This window comes from Agromyces cerinus, assembly GCF_016907835.1.
GTDB classification, from domain to species: domain Bacteria; phylum Actinomycetota; class Actinomycetes; order Actinomycetales; family Microbacteriaceae; genus Agromyces; species Agromyces nitratus.
This window is the reverse complement of the sequence record NZ_JAFBCT010000001.1, coordinates 3,317,973-3,335,816: the sequence shown is the minus strand read 5'-3', so window position 1 is coordinate 3,335,816 and position 17,844 is coordinate 3,317,973. Positions and strand designations below refer to the sequence as shown.

The 17,844-nt window shown below is 71.8% G+C and carries 17 protein-coding genes; 15 read left to right on the top strand and 2 right to left on the bottom strand.

The features are described 5' to 3' along the window. Positions 1–26: 26 nt before the first annotated feature. The 3 genes from JOE59_RS15510 (at position 27) to JOE59_RS15500 (ending at position 3,629) form a co-directional block, all read left to right on the top strand. Positions 27–1,577, top strand: coding sequence for an FAD-dependent monooxygenase (locus tag JOE59_RS15510; RefSeq protein ID WP_204461989.1), 1,551 nt, complete (start codon positions 27–29; stop codon positions 1,575–1,577). Between the two features lie 30 nt (positions 1,578–1,607). Next, the gene (locus tag JOE59_RS15505; RefSeq protein ID WP_307837093.1) at positions 1,608–2,555 is read left to right on the top strand and encodes an EamA family transporter; all 948 of its coding nucleotides are present in this window, start codon (positions 1,608–1,610) and stop codon (positions 2,553–2,555) included. Positions 2,556–2,711: 156 nt separating this feature from the next. Then, positions 2,712–3,629 (top strand): NAD(P)-dependent oxidoreductase, encoded by a 918-nt coding sequence (locus tag JOE59_RS15500; RefSeq protein WP_204461984.1) that lies wholly within the window; start codon positions 2,712–2,714, stop codon positions 3,627–3,629. Positions 3,630–3,674: 45 nt separating this feature from the next. On the opposite strand, the gene JOE59_RS15495 is transcribed toward JOE59_RS15500, so the two are convergent. Beyond that, positions 3,675–4,187 (bottom strand): MarR family winged helix-turn-helix transcriptional regulator, encoded by a 513-nt coding sequence (locus tag JOE59_RS15495; RefSeq protein ID WP_204461982.1) that lies wholly within the window; start codon positions 4,185–4,187, stop codon positions 3,675–3,677. A gap of 47 nt (positions 4,188–4,234) precedes the next feature. On the opposite strand from JOE59_RS15495, the gene JOE59_RS15490 reads away from it, so the two are divergent. From JOE59_RS15490 to JOE59_RS15480, 3 genes are read left to right on the top strand one after another with little or no spacing between them, the layout of a single operon-like run. Further along, positions 4,235–4,462 (top strand): hypothetical protein, encoded by a 228-nt coding sequence (locus JOE59_RS15490; protein ID WP_374191129.1) that lies wholly within the window; start codon positions 4,235–4,237, stop codon positions 4,460–4,462. 36 nt (positions 4,463–4,498) lie between these two features. Beyond that, complete coding sequence (locus JOE59_RS15485; RefSeq protein ID WP_204461977.1) at positions 4,499–4,927, top strand: cupin domain-containing protein; 429 nt, start codon at positions 4,499–4,501, stop codon at positions 4,925–4,927. Between the two features lie 11 nt (positions 4,928–4,938). Next, positions 4,939–5,634 carry a class I SAM-dependent methyltransferase gene (locus JOE59_RS15480; protein WP_307837092.1) on the top strand — a complete coding sequence of 232 codons (696 nt, stop codon included), beginning with the start codon at positions 4,939–4,941 and terminating at the stop codon, positions 5,632–5,634. Here JOE59_RS15480 and JOE59_RS15475 read toward each other — a convergent pair. Further along, a complete protein-coding gene (locus JOE59_RS15475; RefSeq protein ID WP_204461975.1) occupies positions 5,631–6,209 on the bottom strand; it encodes a GIY-YIG nuclease family protein in 579 nt (192 codons plus the stop codon). The two genes, JOE59_RS15480 and JOE59_RS15475, sit on opposite strands and share 4 nt — an antisense overlap. A gap of 104 nt (positions 6,210–6,313) precedes the next feature. Here JOE59_RS15475 and JOE59_RS15470 point away from each other — a divergent pair, with 104 nt between their 5' ends. The 9 genes from JOE59_RS15470 to JOE59_RS15430 all read left to right on the top strand — a co-directional run bounded on the left by JOE59_RS15470 (position 6,314) and on the right by JOE59_RS15430 (position 17,814). Beyond that, positions 6,314–6,979 (top strand): asparagine synthase, encoded by a 666-nt coding sequence (locus tag JOE59_RS15470; protein WP_204461973.1) that lies wholly within the window; start codon positions 6,314–6,316, stop codon positions 6,977–6,979. A gap of 216 nt (positions 6,980–7,195) precedes the next feature. Then, entirely contained in the window at positions 7,196–8,104 is a 909-nt protein-coding gene (locus tag JOE59_RS15465) for a TIM barrel protein (RefSeq protein WP_204461970.1), read from the top strand. Next, a complete protein-coding gene (locus JOE59_RS15460) occupies positions 8,101–9,327 on the top strand; it encodes a Gfo/Idh/MocA family protein (protein WP_204461968.1) in 1,227 nt (408 codons plus the stop codon). The genes JOE59_RS15465 and JOE59_RS15460 overlap by 4 nt, the downstream gene beginning before the upstream one ends. Before the next feature lie 87 nt (positions 9,328–9,414). After that, positions 9,415–10,821, top strand: a complete 1,407-nt coding sequence (locus tag JOE59_RS15455) for an extracellular solute-binding protein (protein WP_239560311.1) — start codon at positions 9,415–9,417, stop codon at positions 10,819–10,821. Between the two features lie 3 nt (positions 10,822–10,824). Continuing rightward, positions 10,825–11,757 carry a carbohydrate ABC transporter permease gene (locus JOE59_RS15450; RefSeq protein WP_239560309.1) on the top strand — a complete coding sequence of 311 codons (933 nt, stop codon included), beginning with the start codon at positions 10,825–10,827 and terminating at the stop codon, positions 11,755–11,757. After that, positions 11,754–12,611 (top strand): carbohydrate ABC transporter permease, encoded by an 858-nt coding sequence (locus JOE59_RS15445; RefSeq protein WP_204461966.1) that lies wholly within the window; start codon positions 11,754–11,756, stop codon positions 12,609–12,611. The genes JOE59_RS15450 and JOE59_RS15445 overlap by 4 nt, the downstream gene beginning before the upstream one ends. After that, the gene (locus tag JOE59_RS15440; RefSeq protein ID WP_204461963.1) at positions 12,611–13,684 is read left to right on the top strand and encodes an ABC transporter ATP-binding protein; all 1,074 of its coding nucleotides are present in this window, start codon (positions 12,611–12,613) and stop codon (positions 13,682–13,684) included. Before JOE59_RS15445 ends, JOE59_RS15440 begins: the two co-directional genes overlap by 1 nt. Before the next feature lie 4 nt (positions 13,685–13,688). Further along, positions 13,689–14,945: a CehA/McbA family metallohydrolase gene (locus JOE59_RS15435; RefSeq protein WP_204461961.1), complete on the top strand. Its 1,257-nt coding sequence runs from the start codon at positions 13,689–13,691 to the stop codon at positions 14,943–14,945. Between the two features lie 61 nt (positions 14,946–15,006). Continuing rightward, positions 15,007–17,814, top strand: coding sequence for a glycoside hydrolase family 38 N-terminal domain-containing protein (locus JOE59_RS15430; RefSeq protein ID WP_204461959.1), 2,808 nt, complete (start codon positions 15,007–15,009; stop codon positions 17,812–17,814). The last annotated feature ends 30 nt before the right edge of the window (positions 17,815–17,844 follow it).

Below are 17,844 nucleotides of genomic sequence, written 5' to 3'. Positions count from 1 at the left end.
GGGCGGCCCGGTGCGACAGTTGAGACATGGGGGAGGCCGCCGAGCAGCTCGACACCGACGTGCTCGTCGTCGGGGCGGGTCCGAGCGGGCTCATGGCCGCGGTGTGCCTCGCGAAGCTGGGGGTCGACGCGGTGATCGTCGACGGCAAGCAGGGGCCGACACGCGAGTCGCGCGCCCTCGCCGTGCAGGCGCGCTCGATGGAGCTCTACGACCAGCTCGGACTCGTCGATCGGGTGCTCGCCGAGCGCTCGTCGGCGACGTCCGTCGTGCCGGGTGCCGGGCGCGGGCGACCATTCGGGCGCATCCGGTTGCGCGCACTCGGCACCGGCGTCACGCCGTACCCCGAGATCACGGTGTTCGAGCAGAGCCGCAACGAACAGCTGCTCGTCGACGCGCTCGGCGAGCTCGGGCGCGAGGTGCGTTGGGGGCATCGGCTCGAACGGCTCGAGGTCGAGCCGGGCGCAGCGGATGCCGCGGCATCCGTCACCGCGACGCTGGCCGGTCCCGACGGACCGGTGGCCGTGCGCGCCCGCTACTGCATCGGCGCCGATGGCGCGCACTCGATCGTGCGGGAGACGCTCGGCATCCCGTTCGAGGGCGTCACCAACGAGCACACCTTCTACGTCGCGGACGCCTCGGGCGTCACGGGGCTCGTCGGCGACGCGATCAACGTGCGCGTCACAGCCGAGCACTTCCTGCTCGCCTTCCCGATGGGGCCGGGGCGGGCGCGGCTGCTCGGGGTCGTGCGCGACCGCGACCGCGACGAGCACGGCGAGCTGCCCGAGGCGCTCGTGCGCGGCATGCTCGACCGGGAGTTCGGCGTGGGGTACGCGGCATCCGCCTGGTTCACGACGTATCGGCTGCACCACCGCCTGGCCGCGCGCTTCCGCGACGGGCCCTGCTTCCTCGTCGGGGATGCCGCCCACATCCACTCGCCGGTCGGCGCGCAGGGCATGAACACCGGACTGCAGGAGGCTCACGATCTCGCCTGCGCGCTCGCCGACGTGGTGGTCGGCGGCATGCCCGATGCGCGGCTCGACCGCTACGAGGCGGAGCGGCGACCGGTCGGCAGGATCCTCGTCGCGACGACGGATCGCGCCTTCGCCGCCGTGACCTCCGACTCGGCGACCGCGCGCTTCCTGCGTGGCCGCGTCGTGCCGCTCGTCGGGCCGGTCGCCGTGCGGCTGGCGCCCCTGCTCATCGGCGGCCGCCGGGTGTTCGGCTACCTCTCGCAGACCCGCATCCGCTATCCGGTTCCGGATGCCGCGGGCACCCGCCGCGACGGGGCGGTCGGCGTTCGGCTGCGCTGGACCGGCGGCAACTTCGACGCCCTGCGTTCGCTGCAGTGGCAGGTGCACGGGTACGGCGTGCCCGAGCGCGCGGTGCGGCGCATCGCCGCCGAGCTCGGGGTCGAGGCGCACGTCTTCGCCCGCGACCGGGGACGGCCGCGACGGGCCCGGTTGCGGGCCGACCGGGTCTACCTCGTGCGCCGCGACGGCTTCGTGGTCGCCGAGGTGCTCGCCCCGGGCACGGGCTCCGACCTCGACGCCGCGCGGGCCCGTCTCGCCGGATTCTGAGGCGCGCTCATCGACGCGTATCGTCGTATGGTGACCGACCAGACGACCCCCGCTCCGGCGACCACGCCGGCTCCCACGGATGGTGCGGCGAACCGTCGGAGCCTCGCCGGAGCCGCGGTGCAGCTCGGCACCGAGGTCTCCATCAACTTCGGCTCATCGCTCGCGGGCCTCGTGATCCCGGTCGTCGGCTCGTTCGTCGTCGTCGCCGTGCGTCAGCTCGTGATGGTCGTCGCCGTGCTCCCGTTCTACCGGCCGAAGCGAGCCGAGCTGACGTGGCGCCGGCTCTGGCCGGCCGTCGCGCTGGGCGTCGTGCTCGCCATCATGAACGTGACGTTCTACGAGTCGGTGCACCTGCTCGGCCTCGGCGTCGCCGCGACGATCGAGTTCCTCGGACCGCTCGCCATCGCGCTCGCGAGCTCGCGGCGCCTGCTCGACGTGATCTGCGCGCTCGCCGCCGGTGCCGGCGTCGTGCTGCTGATCGGCCCGGGGGCGTCGGATGCCGCGGGCATCGACCCGTGGGGCGTGGCGTTCGCCCTCACCGCGGCGGCGGCCTGGGCCGGGTACATCCTGCTCACCCGCCGGGTCGCCGTGGGGCTGCCCGGCCTCGAGGGGCTCACCGTCGCGAGCATCGTCAGCCTCGCGCTGCTGGTGCCGTTCGCGGTGGCGACCTTCGACCCCGCGGTCATCGACTGGGCGGTCGTCGGCCTGCTGCTCGGCGTCGGCGTGCTGTCGTCGGCACTGCCGTACAGCCTCGACACCTGGATCCTTCGCCGCATCTCGCCGCGCATCTACGCGATCGTCACGAGCTTCGGACCCGTGATCGCGGCGGTGTTCGGCTGGCTCGTGCTCTCGGAGACCTTCTCGCCCACCGAGGTGATCGCGATCGTCATCGTCTGCGGCGCGGCCGGCACCGCGCTCGCCACGCAGCGGTCGCGGCCGAAGTCGCAGCTCGAGCAGACCGCAGAGGGCATGGCCTGACCGGCACGGCCTGACCTGCATCGCCCGGGACGGGCGCCTCGAACGAGCGTCTCGCGCGCCGATCGATCGTCGCGTCGCCGCGCATTGCCCGCCGGTGGCCCCGAACGTATCGTTGACGCGAGAGCGTGCTTCACGTCGACGACGTCGGGAGGAACCGTGGCCACCATCGCGTGGATCGGTCTGGGACACATGGGCGGACCGATGGCGGGCAACCTCGTCGCCGCCGGACACATCGTGCGGGGCGTCGACCCCGTGCCGGCCGCCCGCACCGCGGCCGCCGAGCGCGGCGTGCGCATCGTCGCCACCGTCGAGGAGGCGGTGCGGGATGCCGACGCCGTGTTCACCTCGCTGCCGCGCAGCGAGCACGTGCGGGAGGTCTACGGCGGCGAAGACGGGGTGTGGGCGGCGGCGCCCGCCTCTGCGCTGCTGCTCGACACCTCGACCGTCGATGTCGCGACGTCGCGGTTCTGCCACGAGGCATCCGTCGAACGGGGGTTCCGCTTCGTCGACTCGCCCGTCTCGGGCGGCATCGCGGGGGCCGAGGCGGCGACCCTCACCTTCATGCTCGGCGGTGACCCCGTGGATGTCGCCGAGGCCACGCACCTCGTCAAGCCGCTCGCCGCGCACGTCTTCGACCTCGGCGGCCCCACGATGGGCATCGCCGCGAAGCTCGCGAACAACCTCATGCTCTTCGTCTCGCTGCTCGGCGTTGCAGAGGGGTCGCAGCTCGCCGCCGAGCTCGGGCTCGACCCGGCGAAGTTCTTCGAAGTGGCATCCGTCTCGTCGGGGGAGTCGTGGCCGCTGCGCACCTGGTACCCGGCGCCCGGCGTCGTGCCGACGAGCCCCGCCAACCGCGGATTCGATGCCACGTTCTCGGCGGTGCTCGCCCAGAAGGACCTCTCCTTCGCGCTCGCCGCTGGCGATGCCGCGGGGCTGCCGATGCCGGCGTCGCGCATCGCGCTCGAGCAGTTCGAGCGGTTGATCGGCGAGGGGTTCGGCGGCAAGGACGCGAGCCTCATCGTGAAGTACGCCTCGGCCGACGGGAGCGTCGCGGGGTTCGACCCCGAGGCGTGAACTGCTCGGTACGTGAACTGTTCGGCGGACGCGTGAGCGGCGGCGTCAGCCGTGCTGCACGGCGGCGATGACCTCGGTGAGGCGGTCGCGGAGACGCCCGAGCTCGTCGAGGCTCATGCCGAGCCGGTCGACGACCTGCGGCGGAATCGAGAGCGCCTGCTCGCGGAGCGCCCGGCCCGCGGGGGTGAGCGCCACGTCGAGGGCCCGCTCGTCGCGGGTGCTGCGCTCGCGGGTGAGGTAGCCCTGCGCCTCGAGTCGCTTGAGCAGCGGTGACAGCGTCGCGGGCTCGAGCTGCAGTGCCTCGCCGAGGTCGCGCACCGTGCGCGGGCTGCGCTGCCAGAGCGCGAGCATGACGAGGTACTGCGGGTGCGTGAGGCCGAGCGGCTCGAGGATCGGGCGGTAGACGCCGATCACGCCGCGCGCGGCGACCGCGAGGGCGAAGCAGACCTGGTTCTCGAGGGCGAGCAGATCGTCGGCGTCGCTGGGGGCGTGGGCTGCCGCGGATGCCGCGGCGACCGCCTCATCGGCGGTGTCGGGGAGTGCGCTGCTGGCGTTCATGGGCTTCCAGTATGACGTGGCGGCAAATCATTAGTACACTAATGATTGTGACACGAAGAAAGCGGGAGACGCCACCCGGAGCCCAACGCGGCTACGCCGGCTTCATCGAGCGACTGAACGCCAAGCTGCTGCCCTACATCGGGCCGCCGCCGCTCGGCCCCTACGACGACGAGCCGGTGCCCGCGAAGCCTCCGGCGTGCCCGCTCTGCGGCGCCGCGATGTCGAGCCACACGATCGACCGCTCGTTCGAGCGCACGCAGCTGCACTGCCCCTGAGCTCGTCGTGTCGGCGCCGCCCGCTACAGTGACGACGTGAGCGACTACGAAGTGCTGGAGATGGGCGGCCTCGACGAGTGGCGGGAGCACTTCGGCGGCTTCCGCCCCGAGAGTTCCCGCGACGGCAGACGGGTCGTCGACCACGACCTCGCGATGCAGTACATCGGCATGACGGCGAATGCGCTCGAGCCGGGTGAAGAGGCCGGGTACTGGCACACGCACTCCCGTGTCGAGGAGCTCTACGTGTTCCTCGGCGGCCGCGGGCAGATGGGCCTCGACGACGAGGTCGTCGACGTCGGCGCCGGCAGCGTCGTGCGCGTGGGCCAGGGCGTCTGGCGCACGTGGCGCTGCGCTCCCGACGGTTCCGAGCAGCTGCGCTGGCTGTGCATCCGCGCCGGTGGCTCCGAGCTGCCGCACCTGCCCGACGACGGGCAGCGCGACAACGACCGCCCGTCGCCCTGGTAGCCGGCGGCAGCGTGACGACCGGGTCGGCCGGCGACGACGTGTCGACCGTCGAAGTGCGCGAGGCCTACACCGAGCGCGCCGAAGAGTACATCTCGCTGCTCGGCTCGGTCGCCGACATGCACGAACTCGATCGTGCACTCATCTCCCGATGGGCCGGGCGCCTCGACGGACCGGTGCTCGACGCCGGGTGCGGGCCGGGCCACTGGGCCGACCACCTCCTGCGGCTCGGCAACGACGTCGAGGGCGTCGATCTCGTTCCCGCGTTCGTGGCTCGAGCGCGAGAGCGATTCCCCGAGGTGCCGTTCAGGGTGGCGACGTTCGACGACCTCGGCGTCGCCGATGCCGAGCTCGGCGGCGTCCTCGCGTGGTACTCGCTGATCCACCTCGAGCCGGCCCGGGTGCCGGCGGCGCTCGAGGAGTTCGCACGGTGCCTCCGCCCTGGCGGGAGCCTGCTGCTCGGGTTCTTCGACGGAGCGAGGCTCGAGCCGTTCCCGCACAAGGTCGTGACCGCCTACTTCTGGCCCCCTGCCGAGATGACCGAGCGCCTCGAGGCCGCCGGCTTCACGGTGGAAGAGGTGCACACCCGCGCCGAAGCGGGCAGTCGACCCCTTGCCGCGATCGTGGCGCGCCGCAACGATGCCGGGCACGAGACACCCACCGCGCGGCGCGGCCCATTGCGACACCGGCGCGCCCGCGAGCGCGCCTAGCTCTGCGCCGCCAACCGCCGGCTCACCCATCGGTCGTACTGCGCCCAGGGGTCGGCGACCCCGAGTCGCAGCTCGGCGATGTGCGCGAGCAACTCGTCGTGCACGCCGAACCACTCGGTGCCGGCGAGACGGTGCGCCGCGAACTGCGCGTGGCGGCGCTGCTCGACGGTGCGGTCGCCGAGTTCGAAGGCGAGCACCTCGTCGTGCGGCAGGCTCGCGAACCGCACGCGCGGGTTGCCCGAGGTGCCGATCTTGATCTGCTCGCGATAGCCGAGGTAGTAGACGACGTCGACCCGGGGGTCGGCCACCGCGCCGTCGGGCACGTCGCCGACGCGCCACTCGCAGATCGCGCAGATGCGGCCGGACGGGTAGATGACCCCGACCCTCGAGCCGCAGACCAGGCAGGGCCTGGGCAGCAGGTCGGTCACCCCGACGTCACCAGCCACCCAGTCGTGGGCCTCGAGCAGGTGCCCGGTGCAGAGGTCGAGGGGTGCGCCCGCCTCGACCGGCGCCGGGCACGGGCCGTCGTCGAGGCGGATGCTGCACGCGCGCCCCGGGGCATCCGCTCGGTTCATATCGGAAGACTAGCTGCGACCACCGACGCGTCAGGGGGCCGCGATAGGCTCGATCTCCGACCGCCGAATGGCGGGCGGACACCGACGTTCGGAGGTCGATCGGCATGCCCCTGTGGCGCAAGCGGGAGCGTCGACGGTTCAAGCCGTTCGACCGCACTGCGCTGCCCGAGGCCCCGGTGCCCACGTTCGACGAGATGCTCGCGGAAGGCGTGCTCGTCGCCGAGTCCGCCGGCCGCATGGCGCTGAAGAACCGCATGATCGTCGAGGCGCTGCGCGGCGAAGAGCCGTTCGCGCCCGAGCGCGCGGCCGCGGCCGCGCGCGAGGTGCTCTACGAGCTCGTGCAGGAGGCCGACGAGGTCGCCGAGATCACCGGCGAGGCCCGCTCGGCCGCCGCGAAACGCGAGGGCCGGTCGTCGCACGAGCACGACTACCGAAGGGCGGATGCCGCGAACCTCCGCCGGCGCGAGCAGGTCTACGCCGCCGTGGCGAAGGAGCTGTGGACGCGCCGCAACGACCCCGAGTACCTCAGGGCCTTCGCCGAGCGCGCGCGTGAAGAGGCCTGGGAGGAGGTCTCGGGTGCGATCGAGACGCGACTCGACCGGGAGTGGGGCGAGTGGCCCGAGATCGAGGTCGACGAAACCTACGAGGCCGAGCGCGACGATCGCATCCACGACCTGCTGGCCGACCTCGACCGCGGCGTCGCTGCCGCCGAGGCCGAGCGGGCGAGACGAGCCGAGGCGAACGACCCGTTCCGCGGGTACGTCGGCTGAGGCTTCGTCGGCCGGGCATCCCGAAGCCCGAAGCGCCCGAAATCCGAGGCCCCCGAAGGCGCCGGAGCGATCTCGGCGATGGGCGCGGCACCGCTCGGCACCGTCTGCGGCACCGACCGAAACCGCTCTTCACGTGATGTTGTAAGTATGTCCGAACTTAGTTACCCTTGACCGCGGAGACGCACTGCAGCGTCCCAACGGTTGAGAGGACTCTCGGTGATCCGAACTGCGAACGCGCCGGTCAGTTATGGCGTCTTCGAGCTTTCCCGCCCCGATGTCGTGCCGCTGCCCGACGGCGAGCAGCTGGCGACCTGGGTGGCCGAGGCCGGCTACGAGGGCATCGACCTCGGGCCGGTCGGCCTGTTCGGTGATCGGCTCGGGCTGCCCCGACTCCTCGAGCGGCACGGTCTCGCGCTCGCCGGCGGCTGGGTCGATCTGCCGTTCGCCGGCACCGACGAGGAGTTCGAGCACGCGTTCGCCGCGCTCGCTCCGACGCTCGAGCTGTTCGCCGCTGCGGCCGCCGTCGCCCCCGATCGTGCTCCGAAGCCGACCCTCGCCGACTCGGGATCGCCCGAGCGCAAGGCCCGTCCCGGCGGGGCCCCCGAACTCGAGCTCGACGACGCGCGCTGGGCGGTCTTCACCGCACGCGTCCAACGTGCGGCCGACCTGACTCGTGCGGCCGGCCTCGAGCCGACCTTCCACCACCACGCGAGCACCTACATCGAGACGCCGCGCGAGATCGACCGATTCCTCGCCGACACCGACGTGGACCTGACGTTCGACACCGGGCACCTGCTCGTGGGCGGCGGCGACCCCGTCACCGACTTCCCGCGCTGGGCCGAGCGCATCAACCACGTGCACCTGAAGGACGCCGACCGCTCGGTGCTCGCAGCAGCGTCCGGCTCGGCCGACCCGATGCGCGACATCTGGGAGCGACGCGTCTTCGTGGCGCTCGGCGACGGCGACCTCGAGGTCGACCGCATCGTCGACACCATCGTCGACTCGGGGTACGACGGCTGGATCGTGGTCGAGCAGGACGTCATCCTGCAGGACGCCGCCGACGTCGAGCGGGCGCGCGCCGACCAAGTCGCGAACCGCGAGCGCCTGCGGCGGTGGTTCGCATGACCGGGTTCGACGAGCAGCCCGTCCCGGGCGACGCTGCACCTCGCGGCGAACGTGTGCGCTTCGCGGTGATCGGCCTCGGCGCGATCAGCCAGAGCGTGCACCTGCCGCTCATCCGGCGCAACGCCGACCTCATCGAGCTCGTCGCGGTCGTCGACCTCTCCGCCTCGCGGGCCGGCGAGATCGCCGAGGCATCCGGCACCGGGGTCGCGGCCTTCGCCTCGATCGAGGCGCTCCTCGACGCCGTCGCAGCAGGCGACCTCCGCGTCGACGGCGCGATCCTCGCGACCTCGGGCTCGCACGCGGCGGATGTCTCGCGGCTCGTGGGCGCCGGAATCCGCGTGCTCGCGGAGAAGCCGCTCGCGTTCTCGCTCGCCGAGGCCGAGGCGCTCCGCGACCTCGCAGACGACCGCGGCATCGACCTGGCCGAGTGGGTGCGGGTCGGCTACATGAAGGAGCACGACCCGGCTTCGGCCGCCGCGAAGGCCCTGCTCGCCGAGGTCGACCTCCGCGCGGTGAGCGTCGAGGTGCTCCATCCCGCAGACGGGGCGCAGCTCGCGTTCGCGAACCTCGCGGCCCCGCCGTCCGACGTGCCCGCCGACACGCTCGCCACGCTCATGGCCGCGACCGACGCGACGGTCGCGACCGCGATCGGCGCTGCCGCCGACCCGCTGCCGAAGCTCTACACGAACGTCGTGCTCGGCTCGATCGTGCACGACATCGGGCTCCTCCGACACCTCGTGGGCGGCATCGGCGAGGTCGACCGCGCCCGGCACACCGGCCCGGCGTTCCCGGGCTCGCTCAGCCTCGGCGGATTCCTCGCCGAGCACACCGACGTGCCGTGGTCGATCGACTGGCACTTCATCCCGCGCTACCCCGAGTACCGCGAGACCGTCACCTTCCACCACGAGACGGGCACGATCGCCCTCACCTTCGCGGTGCCCTACGTGCTCAACGTCCCCACCGTGCTCACCGTCGTCGACAACGCCGAACCCCTCGGGTCGCGGCGCTCCGAGACGCGGTGGATGCAGGAGGAGGCGTTCGAGCATGAGCTCCGATCGTTCGCGGCACTCGCCGCGGGGCATCCGGAGCCCGGCCCTTCCGTCGCAGAGGGGGTCGCCGACATCGTCGTCGGCCAGCGGATGCTCCGCACCCTCGCCGACGCGATCGGCGCACCGCTCGGCGAGTCGTCGGAGGCAGGCGCCGCCGGCGACCGGCGGCACTGAGCACCACCGCATCACCGCAGCACGAGCACCACAGCAGCACCCCGCCGACGCGTGGCTCGGCGGGCGAAACGATGAGAGAGGTCGAAGATGATCCATCACAGCAAGCGCAGGGCTCTGGCGGCATTCGCCGTCGCGACCGCCGGCGCGCTCGTCTTCGCCGGTTGCTCCGGCGAGGCACCCGAGGCGCCGGAGGACGGCCCGGTGACGCTCACCATCACCGCGAACGCCATCACCGGCGGCAAGAACGCCGCCGAGGCCGACTGGATCGCGGACTGGGTCGTCCCCGAGTTCGAGGCCGCGATGAAGGAGGACGGCAAGGACGTCACCGTCGAGTTCGAGCCCCAGGGCGTCGACGACGAGAACTACAAGACCAAGATCGCCCTCGACCTGCAGTCGGGCGAGGGCGCCGACATCATCGGCATGGACGGCATCTGGGTCGGCGAGTTCGCCGAAGCCGGCTACATCAAGCCGCTCGCCGAGGTCGGCGGCGACTCCGTCGACGCATGGGAGGGCTGGGAGCAGATCCCCGAAGCCGTGCAGGGCGCCCTGTCGTTCGACGATGAGCGCTACGGCGTGCCGCAGGGTGCCGACGGCCGAGTGCTCTACTACAACAAGGACCTCTTCGAGCAGGCCGGGCTCCCGGCCGACTGGCAGCCCGAGAGCTGGGACGACGTGCTCGACGCGGCGCGCGACCTGAAGAAGCTCGACGGCGTCACGCCGATCCAGCTCAACGCGGGCACCGCGATGGGCGAGGCCACGACGATGCAGGGCCTGCTGCCGCTGCTCGCCGGCACCGGCGAGCAGGTCTACGAAGACGGCAAGTGGGTCGGCGACACCGACGGGCTGAACGACGTGCTCGACCTCTACAAGACGATCTACGTCGACGAGGGCCTCGGCGACGCCGTGCTCCAGCAGGAGGCGGCAGGCCGGGACACCTCGTTCCAGCTGTTCGCGTCGAACCAGATCGGCATCCTCCTCGAGGGCGACTACTTCTGGCGCAGCGTCATCAACCCCGAAGAGGGCGTCGGCACCGCGCCGATGGCGAACCGCGACGACGTCGTCGGCTACACGAAGATCCCCGCGATGAAGTCGGGCTCCGGCGTCGACGACCAGGACTTCGTGTCGATGTCGGGTGGCACCGGCCGCGTGCTGAACCCGAACAGCGACCACGCCGAACTCGCATGGGAGCTGCTCGCCTTCATGAACTCGGCAGACGCCTACGAGGCCCGCAACGCAGGCACCCTCGCGATCACGCCGCGCACGGACGTCAACGACGAGATGCTCGCCGATGACCCGATGCTCACGTACGTCAGTGAAGAGGTGCTGCCGATCACCGCCTACCGTCCGCCGCTCGCCGCCTACCCGCAGGTGTCGACCGCGCTGCAGCAGGCGACCCTCGACGTGGTCTCGGGCACGAGCGTGGCCGATGCGGCGGGCGCGTACGCCGACGCCGCCAAGGACATCGTCGGAGACGACGCGGTCTCGGGTGGCTAGGCGATGACGACCAGCACCACCACGCCGGCGGGGAGCGCGATCGCTCCCCGCCGGCGGCGGGCCGACGACGTCGCCGGCCTCGGCAAGGTGCGGGCGGGCATCTTCGTCGCACCCGCCCTGATCCTCATCGGCATCTTCCTGCTGTTCCCCGCCGTGTGGACGATCTGGCTCGGCATGACCGACTACCGGCTCACCGGCCTGCAGGCCGCGTCGCCGGAGTTCGTCGGACTCGACAACTACGTCGAGGCGCTCACCGACCCGTCGTTCTGGAACTCGCTCTGGCTGACGCTCGTCTTCGTGCTCTTCTCGGGCATCATCGGCCAGACGCTCATCGGCTTCGGGCTCGCGTGGTCGGTGCGCAACATCCACGGCTGGACCAAGGGGCTCATCGAGGGACTCGTGCTGGCCGCCTGGGTCATCCCGGCATCCGTCGCCTCGTTCCTCTGGCTCGTCCTGCTCGACCGGCGATCGGGCACGATCAACGGGCTGCTCGGCACCGAGGGCGCCGCATGGCTGATCGACCACCCGATGGAGTCGATCATCATCTTCAACATCTGGGTCGGCACCGCCTTCTCGATGCAGCTCTTCTCCTCGGCGCTCAGCGCCGTGCCGCCGTCGCAGATCGAGAGCGCCAAGATGGTCGGCGCCTCGGGGTGGCAGCAGCTCCGCGACGTGATCGTGCCGAACATCAAGGGGCACATCCTCACGAACACGCTGCTCATCACGCTGTGGACGTTCAACACCTTCACGCCGTACCTCGTGACGGCAGGCGGGCCGAACGGCAAGACCGAGATCCTCTCGGTGTACATCTACGAGACGGCGATCCCCGGCGGCCAGCTCGGCCTCGGCGCCGCGATCTCCCTCATCATGCTGCTCATCAACCTCGTCATCGCGCTCGCCTACGTGCGCGTGTCGAAGGGAAGGAACAAGCGATGACCGCCACCCCCGTCCGGAAGGTCGCGGCGAACTCGACCGTGCGGCACTTCCTCTCGCGCGTCGCCTTCGCCGTCATCATGACGATCGTGGGCGTGCTCTTCGCCCTGCCGATGGTCTGGCTCGTGCTCGCACCGTTCGACGCGACCCCGTCGCTGTCGTTGTCGTGGCCCGACTGGACGCTCGACAACTTCGCGCGACTCGCCGAGAACCCGTATGCGCTGCGCTCGATCGGCAACTCGCTGCTGCTCGGCATCGGCACGATGATCATCGTCGTCGTGCTCGGCGCACTCGCCGCCTACGCGATGAGCCGCATCCGCATCCCCGGACGCGACGGCATCCTGTACGCACTGCTGCTGCTCTCCTCGATCGTGACGGGCACGGCGGCGATGGTGCCGACGTTCCAGATCATCACGCAGCTCGGGCTCATCAACTCCTACGTGGGTGTGCTCCTCGTGCTCGCGGGCGGCATCCTGCCGACCGTGATCTTCATCCTGAAGGACTTCATGGACTCGATCCCGAAGTCGTACGAGGAGTCGGCGAGGCTCTACGGCGCCGGCCCGTTCCGGATCCTCCGCGACGTCGTCGCACCGATCGCACGGCCCGGGCTGGCGTTCATCTCGATCTGGACGATCGTGCAGGTCTGGGGCAACTTCCTCGTGCCCTTCATCCTGCTGCGCAGCCCCGACATGCAGCCCGCGGCGGTGCTCATGTACACCTTCTACACCGAGAGCGGGCAGGCCGACCTCCGGCTCATCTCCGCCTTCGCGCTGCTGTTCTCGGCGCCGGTGCTCATCATCTATTTCGTCGTCAACCGTCGCTACGGTTTCCGCTTCCATGGAGGTATCAAGTCCTGATGGCCGGCATCAACGCCACTCAACTCGTCAAGGAGTACCCCGGAGGCGTCCGCGGCGTCGACGAGGTCGACGTGCAGATCCACGACGGCGAGTTCTTCGCCCTGCTCGGCCCCTCGGGCTGCGGCAAGACCACCCTGCTGCGCTCGATCGCGGGCCTCGAGGCGATCACCGCGGGCACGCTCGTCATCGGCGACCGCGACGTCACGAACGCCGAACCCGGCGCCCGCGGGGTCGCGATGGTCTTCCAGGACTACGCGCTCTTCCCGCACATGGACGTGGGCGACAACATCGCCTATCCGCTGCGCATCAAACACGTGGGGCGCGACGAGCGACGGGCCACGGCCGAGCGGGTCGGCGACGGCCTCTCGCTCCAGGGCCTCATCGAGCGCCGCCCGGGCCAGCTCTCGGGCGGGCAGCAGCAGCGCGTGGCGCTCGCCCGCGCCGTCGCGACCCGGCCCGACGTGCTGCTCCTCGACGAGCCGCTGTCGAACCTCGACGCCCGCCTCCGCCTCGAGGCGCGCACCTTCCTGAAGGAGCTGCAGCGCGACCTCGGCGTCACGACGGTGTTCGTCACGCACGACCAGGCCGAGGCACTCGCGCTCGCCGACCGCATCGCGGTCATGAAGGCGGGCAAGCTCCAGCAGATCGGCACGCCCCGCGAGGTGTTCCAGCGACCGAACAACACCTTCGTCGCCGGGTTCATCGGCTCGAACCCGATGAACCTCGTCGAGACGACGATCACGGGCGGCGCGATCGCGATCGGCGAGACGTCGGTGCCGGTGCCGGCGGGCACCGAAGGGCTCGTGCGCGACGGGCAGGCGGTGATCTGGGGCATCCGGCCCGAGTACCTGCGCTGGGTCACGAGCGAGGAGCCCGGTGCGATCCCGGCGGAGGTGAGCGTCGTCGAGAACCTCGGCGCGAGCGTGCTCATCGCCGTGAACGCGAGCGGGCACAAGTTCCAGGTCGTCGTGCCCGAGGACCACGAGCCGGCTCCCGGCGATCGCGGCTGGCTCGTGCCGCAGGGGGCCAAGACCCTGCTCTTCGACGCCGAGTCGACCCAGCGCATCGGGTGACGCGATGACGACGACCCGCCGCATCATTCCCATCACCGTCGACACGCAGAACGAGCACCGCTTCCTCGACGTGCCGTTCGAGGTGCCGCCCGGCACCGATTCGCTCGAGGTCGTGATCCGCTTCGACGGGTCGAACGCGGGCATCGACCTCGGCTGCGAGGGTGCGGGCGGATGGCGCGGCTGGTCGGGCGGCGCCCGCACCGAGTTCCTCATCCACCCGGCCGACGCGACGCCCGGCTACCTGCCGGGTGCGCCCGAGGCGGGGGAGTGGAACGTCGTGCTCGGGCTGCACCGCGTCCCCTCCGAGGGGGTGGAGGTCGAGGTCGAGATCACCATCCCGGCATCGCGCGCGGTGCCGCCGGTTCCGGATGCCGCACCGGTGACGCGTGCCGTGCGCGGCAGCGATCGCGGGCTCCCGGCCGAGCCGGGCCTCACCTGGTTCGCCGGTGACTTCCACGGCCACACCATCCACTCCGACGGGCGCCTGCCGATCGGCGGCCTCGCCGCACTGGGCGTGGCGAGCGGCCTCGACTTCATGGCGGTCACCGACCACAACACGGTGAGCCACCACGCGCACCTGCCCGCCGAGGGCGCGAAGCACGGCATCACCCTGTTGCCCGGTCAGGAGGTGACGACCCACCGCGGTCACGCGAACGCGTTCGGCGACATCGGCTGGATCGACTTCCGCGAGCCCGCGCAGCGCTGGGTCGACGAGGTCGACCGGCGCGGCGGCATCCTGAGCATCAACCACCCGATCTCGGGCGACTGCTCGTGGCTGCACCGACTCGAGCGGCGGCCCGCCGCCGTCGAGCTCTGGCATTCGACCTGGTACCTCGAGCTCATCTCGACCGCGCCCTTCGCGTGGTTCCGCACCTGGCCCGAGGGCGCGACGCTGCTCGGCGGCAGCGACACGCACATGGTCGAGGAACCGCAGCGACCGGGCACCCCGACGACCTGGGTCGCGGCGACGGATGCCTCGGCCGAGGCGATCCTCGACGGCGTCCGCGCCGGGCGCACAGCCATCACGGGCAGCGGCAGCTTCGACGGAACGGTGCTCATGCCCGAGCTCATGCGCGCCCCGGCGCTCGTGCGGCTCGGCGACGAGGTCGTCGCGGTCGACGCCGAGGGGCTCGTGCTCGTCGACGGCTTCGGTCGGCGACGCTCGGTGCGTTCGACCCGTGAGGCGTTCGCGGCCGACCCCGCCGACGGGCCCTTCCACCTCGTGCTCGCCGATCGCCGCATCATGGCGCTCTGCGCGTAGCCGGCACCGAACACCGCACCACTCGAACCACCGCACGACCGAACACCCGCTTGGAGTGACCATGGATGCCCCCGACGAACTCGTGATCGTGCCGCACACGCACTGGGATCGCGAGTGGTACGAGCCGCACGACGTGTTCCGGCTGCGCCTCGTGCACATGGTCGACCGGCTGATCGGCACGCTCGAGCAGAATCCCGGGTACCGGTTCACCCTCGACGGGCAGGCCGCGGCGATCGACGACTACCTCGAGATCCGGCCCGAGCAGCGCGGTCGGGTGGTCGCGGCCATCGAACGCGGGCAGCTCGCGGTCGGGCCGTTCCTCATCCTGCTCGACGAGTTCCTCTGCGACGGCGAGACGATCGTGCGCAACCTCGAGCTCGGCCTGCGGTCGAGTCGGCGGCTCGGACCCGAGATGCGGGTCGGCTACCTCCCCGACATGTTCGGCCACGCTGCGCAGATGCCGCAGCTGCTGCGCGGGTTCGGGCTGCGCGACGCCGCGCTCTGGCGCGGTGTTCCCGGGCGCATCGACCGGCACGCCTTCGCTTGGACCGCGCCCGACGGGTCGACAGTGCGCACCGAGTACCTGCTCGACGGGTACGGCAACGCCCTCGACCTCTTCGCCCTGCCGGGGCAGCTGGGCGCACTCGTGGCCGACTACGGCCGATCGGTCGCGAGCTGGTACGGATCCGACCCGATCCTCGGCATGCTCGGCACCGACCACAGTGCGCCCCCCGCCGACCTCATGCCGCTCGTGGAGGCGGCGAACGCCGCAGACGGCGGCATCGGGCTGACCGTCGACACCATCGAGGGGTACGTGCGAACGGTCGCACCCGAGTGGGCGGCGGGCGACGACGAGGCACTCGCCGACCTGCCCGTCGTCGCCGGCGAACTCCGTTCGCACACGCGCGGCAACCTCCTCCCGGGCGTGTTCTCGATCCGCACGAACCTCAAGCAGGCGATGACCGACGCCGAGCGCCGGCTCTCCACCGCCGAGCGGCTCGACGCCGCGTTCGGCGCCGACGACCACCGGGCGTTCTTCGACACCGCCTGGTACCGGCTCGTCGAGAGCACGGCGCACGACTCGGTCACCGGGTGCGGCGTCGACGCGACCGCCGTCGAGGTCGAGGGGCGTCTGGCGACGGCCGGCCATGTCGCGCGCGGCGTGATCCTGCGCACGATGGAGCGGCTCGCGGCATCCGTCGCCCCCGACCGTCATGTCGTCGCCAACCCGACGGGCTTCGCGCGGCGGGCGCACGTCGAGATCCGCCTGCACGACCCCGAGCGGCTCGAACTCGGCGACGGAGTGCAGCTGCTCGAGGCACTGCCCGAGGTGCTCGGCGACGAGCAGCTCGCCACGGCCGAACTGCCGAAGCTGCTGAACCGCATCCACGGGCGCGAGCTCTTCGGCCAGCTCATCAACGCGTGGCGCTTCACCGACGACGGGCTGCGGTTCGAGGTCGCCGAGGCGCCGGTCGGCGACTTCGACCTGGCCGCGTTCACCGAGGAGCTCGAGCACCGCATCGCCTCGGATGCCTCTGGCGAGCGCCTCTGGCGTGTGGAAATCATCGCCGACCCGCGTCGCACGGCCGTCGTCGGCGTCGATGTCGGCGGCATCGGCGTCGCGAGCCTCGACCCCGCGACGGCACGGGCGACGGATGACCCGGTGACGGTGTCGGCCCGCTCGCTCTCGAACCGCGGGCTGACCGCGACGATCGACGAGCGCGGCGCCGTGCGCATCGAGGCCGCCGACGGAACGGTGCTCGCCGATGCTCTGCGACTCGTCGACGAGGGCGACCGGGGCGACTCCTACAACTACGGGCCGGTCGACCCGGCGACGGCGGTGACCGACCCGACCTCGGTCGAGGTGACCGTGCTCGAGTCCGGCCCGATCCGCGGCCGCATCCTCGTGCGCCGCCGCTACGCCGTGCCGGTCGCACTCGACCCGGTCGATCGCGACCGGCGCGCAGCGGCATCCGTCGACCTCACCGTCGACACCGTGCTGGAGCTGCGTGAGGGCGAACCGATGCTGCGGGTGCGCATGGACTTCGTGAACCCCGCCGCCGACCACCGGCTGCGGGTGCTCGTGCCCACGGGCGTCGGCGCATTGCCGGGCTCGTCGGCCGCCGGCCAGTACGCCGTCACCGAGCGCGGCCGGGTCGGCGAGGGCGGTTCGGTCGGCGAGTTCCCGCTGCCCACCTACCCCGTCGCACGGTTCGTGCACGCCGGGCGGGCGAGCCTCATCGTCACGAAGCACTCCGAGTACGAGATCGTCGACGACCCGCAGTCGGGCGTCGACGCGATCGCGCTCACGCTCGTGCGCGCCGTCGGCATGATGAGCGTCAACGTGCACCCGCTGCGCGACGAACCGGCCGGCGCCGAGTTCGCCGTGCCCGGCGCGCAGTACCTCGGCACCGCGGTCGCGACCGAGTTCGCGATCCTCCCGTCGGCGTCGGGTTGGGCCGAGTCGGGTGCGGCCCGCTGGGCCGAACTCGTGCGGGTCGAGCCCGAGGTGGCGCGCGGCACGCGCGGCGGTCCGGCGGTCGTCGGCGGCGTCGCCGGGGCGGGCGGAGCGGCCGAGGCGGCCGAGCTGCCCACCGCGCCGGTCGTCGAGGTCGCGGGCGACGTCGTGCTCGAGTCGCTGCGCACGACGACGGATGCCGCAGGCCGCGCGGTCGTCGAAGCCCGGTTCGTGAACTACCGGGCCGAGGCGCAGGTGCTTCGTGCCGCGGCATCCGGCCTCTGGGATCGCACCGACCTGGCCGGCGACGTCGTCGAGCGCGACGTCGATCTCGCCACGACCGTCATCGGAGCGAGCCGCATCGAGACCTTCCGGCAGCGCGTCGCCGACACGCCCCCCGATCACGGGTGACGCCGAGGGGCGTTCGACCCTCTACTGTCA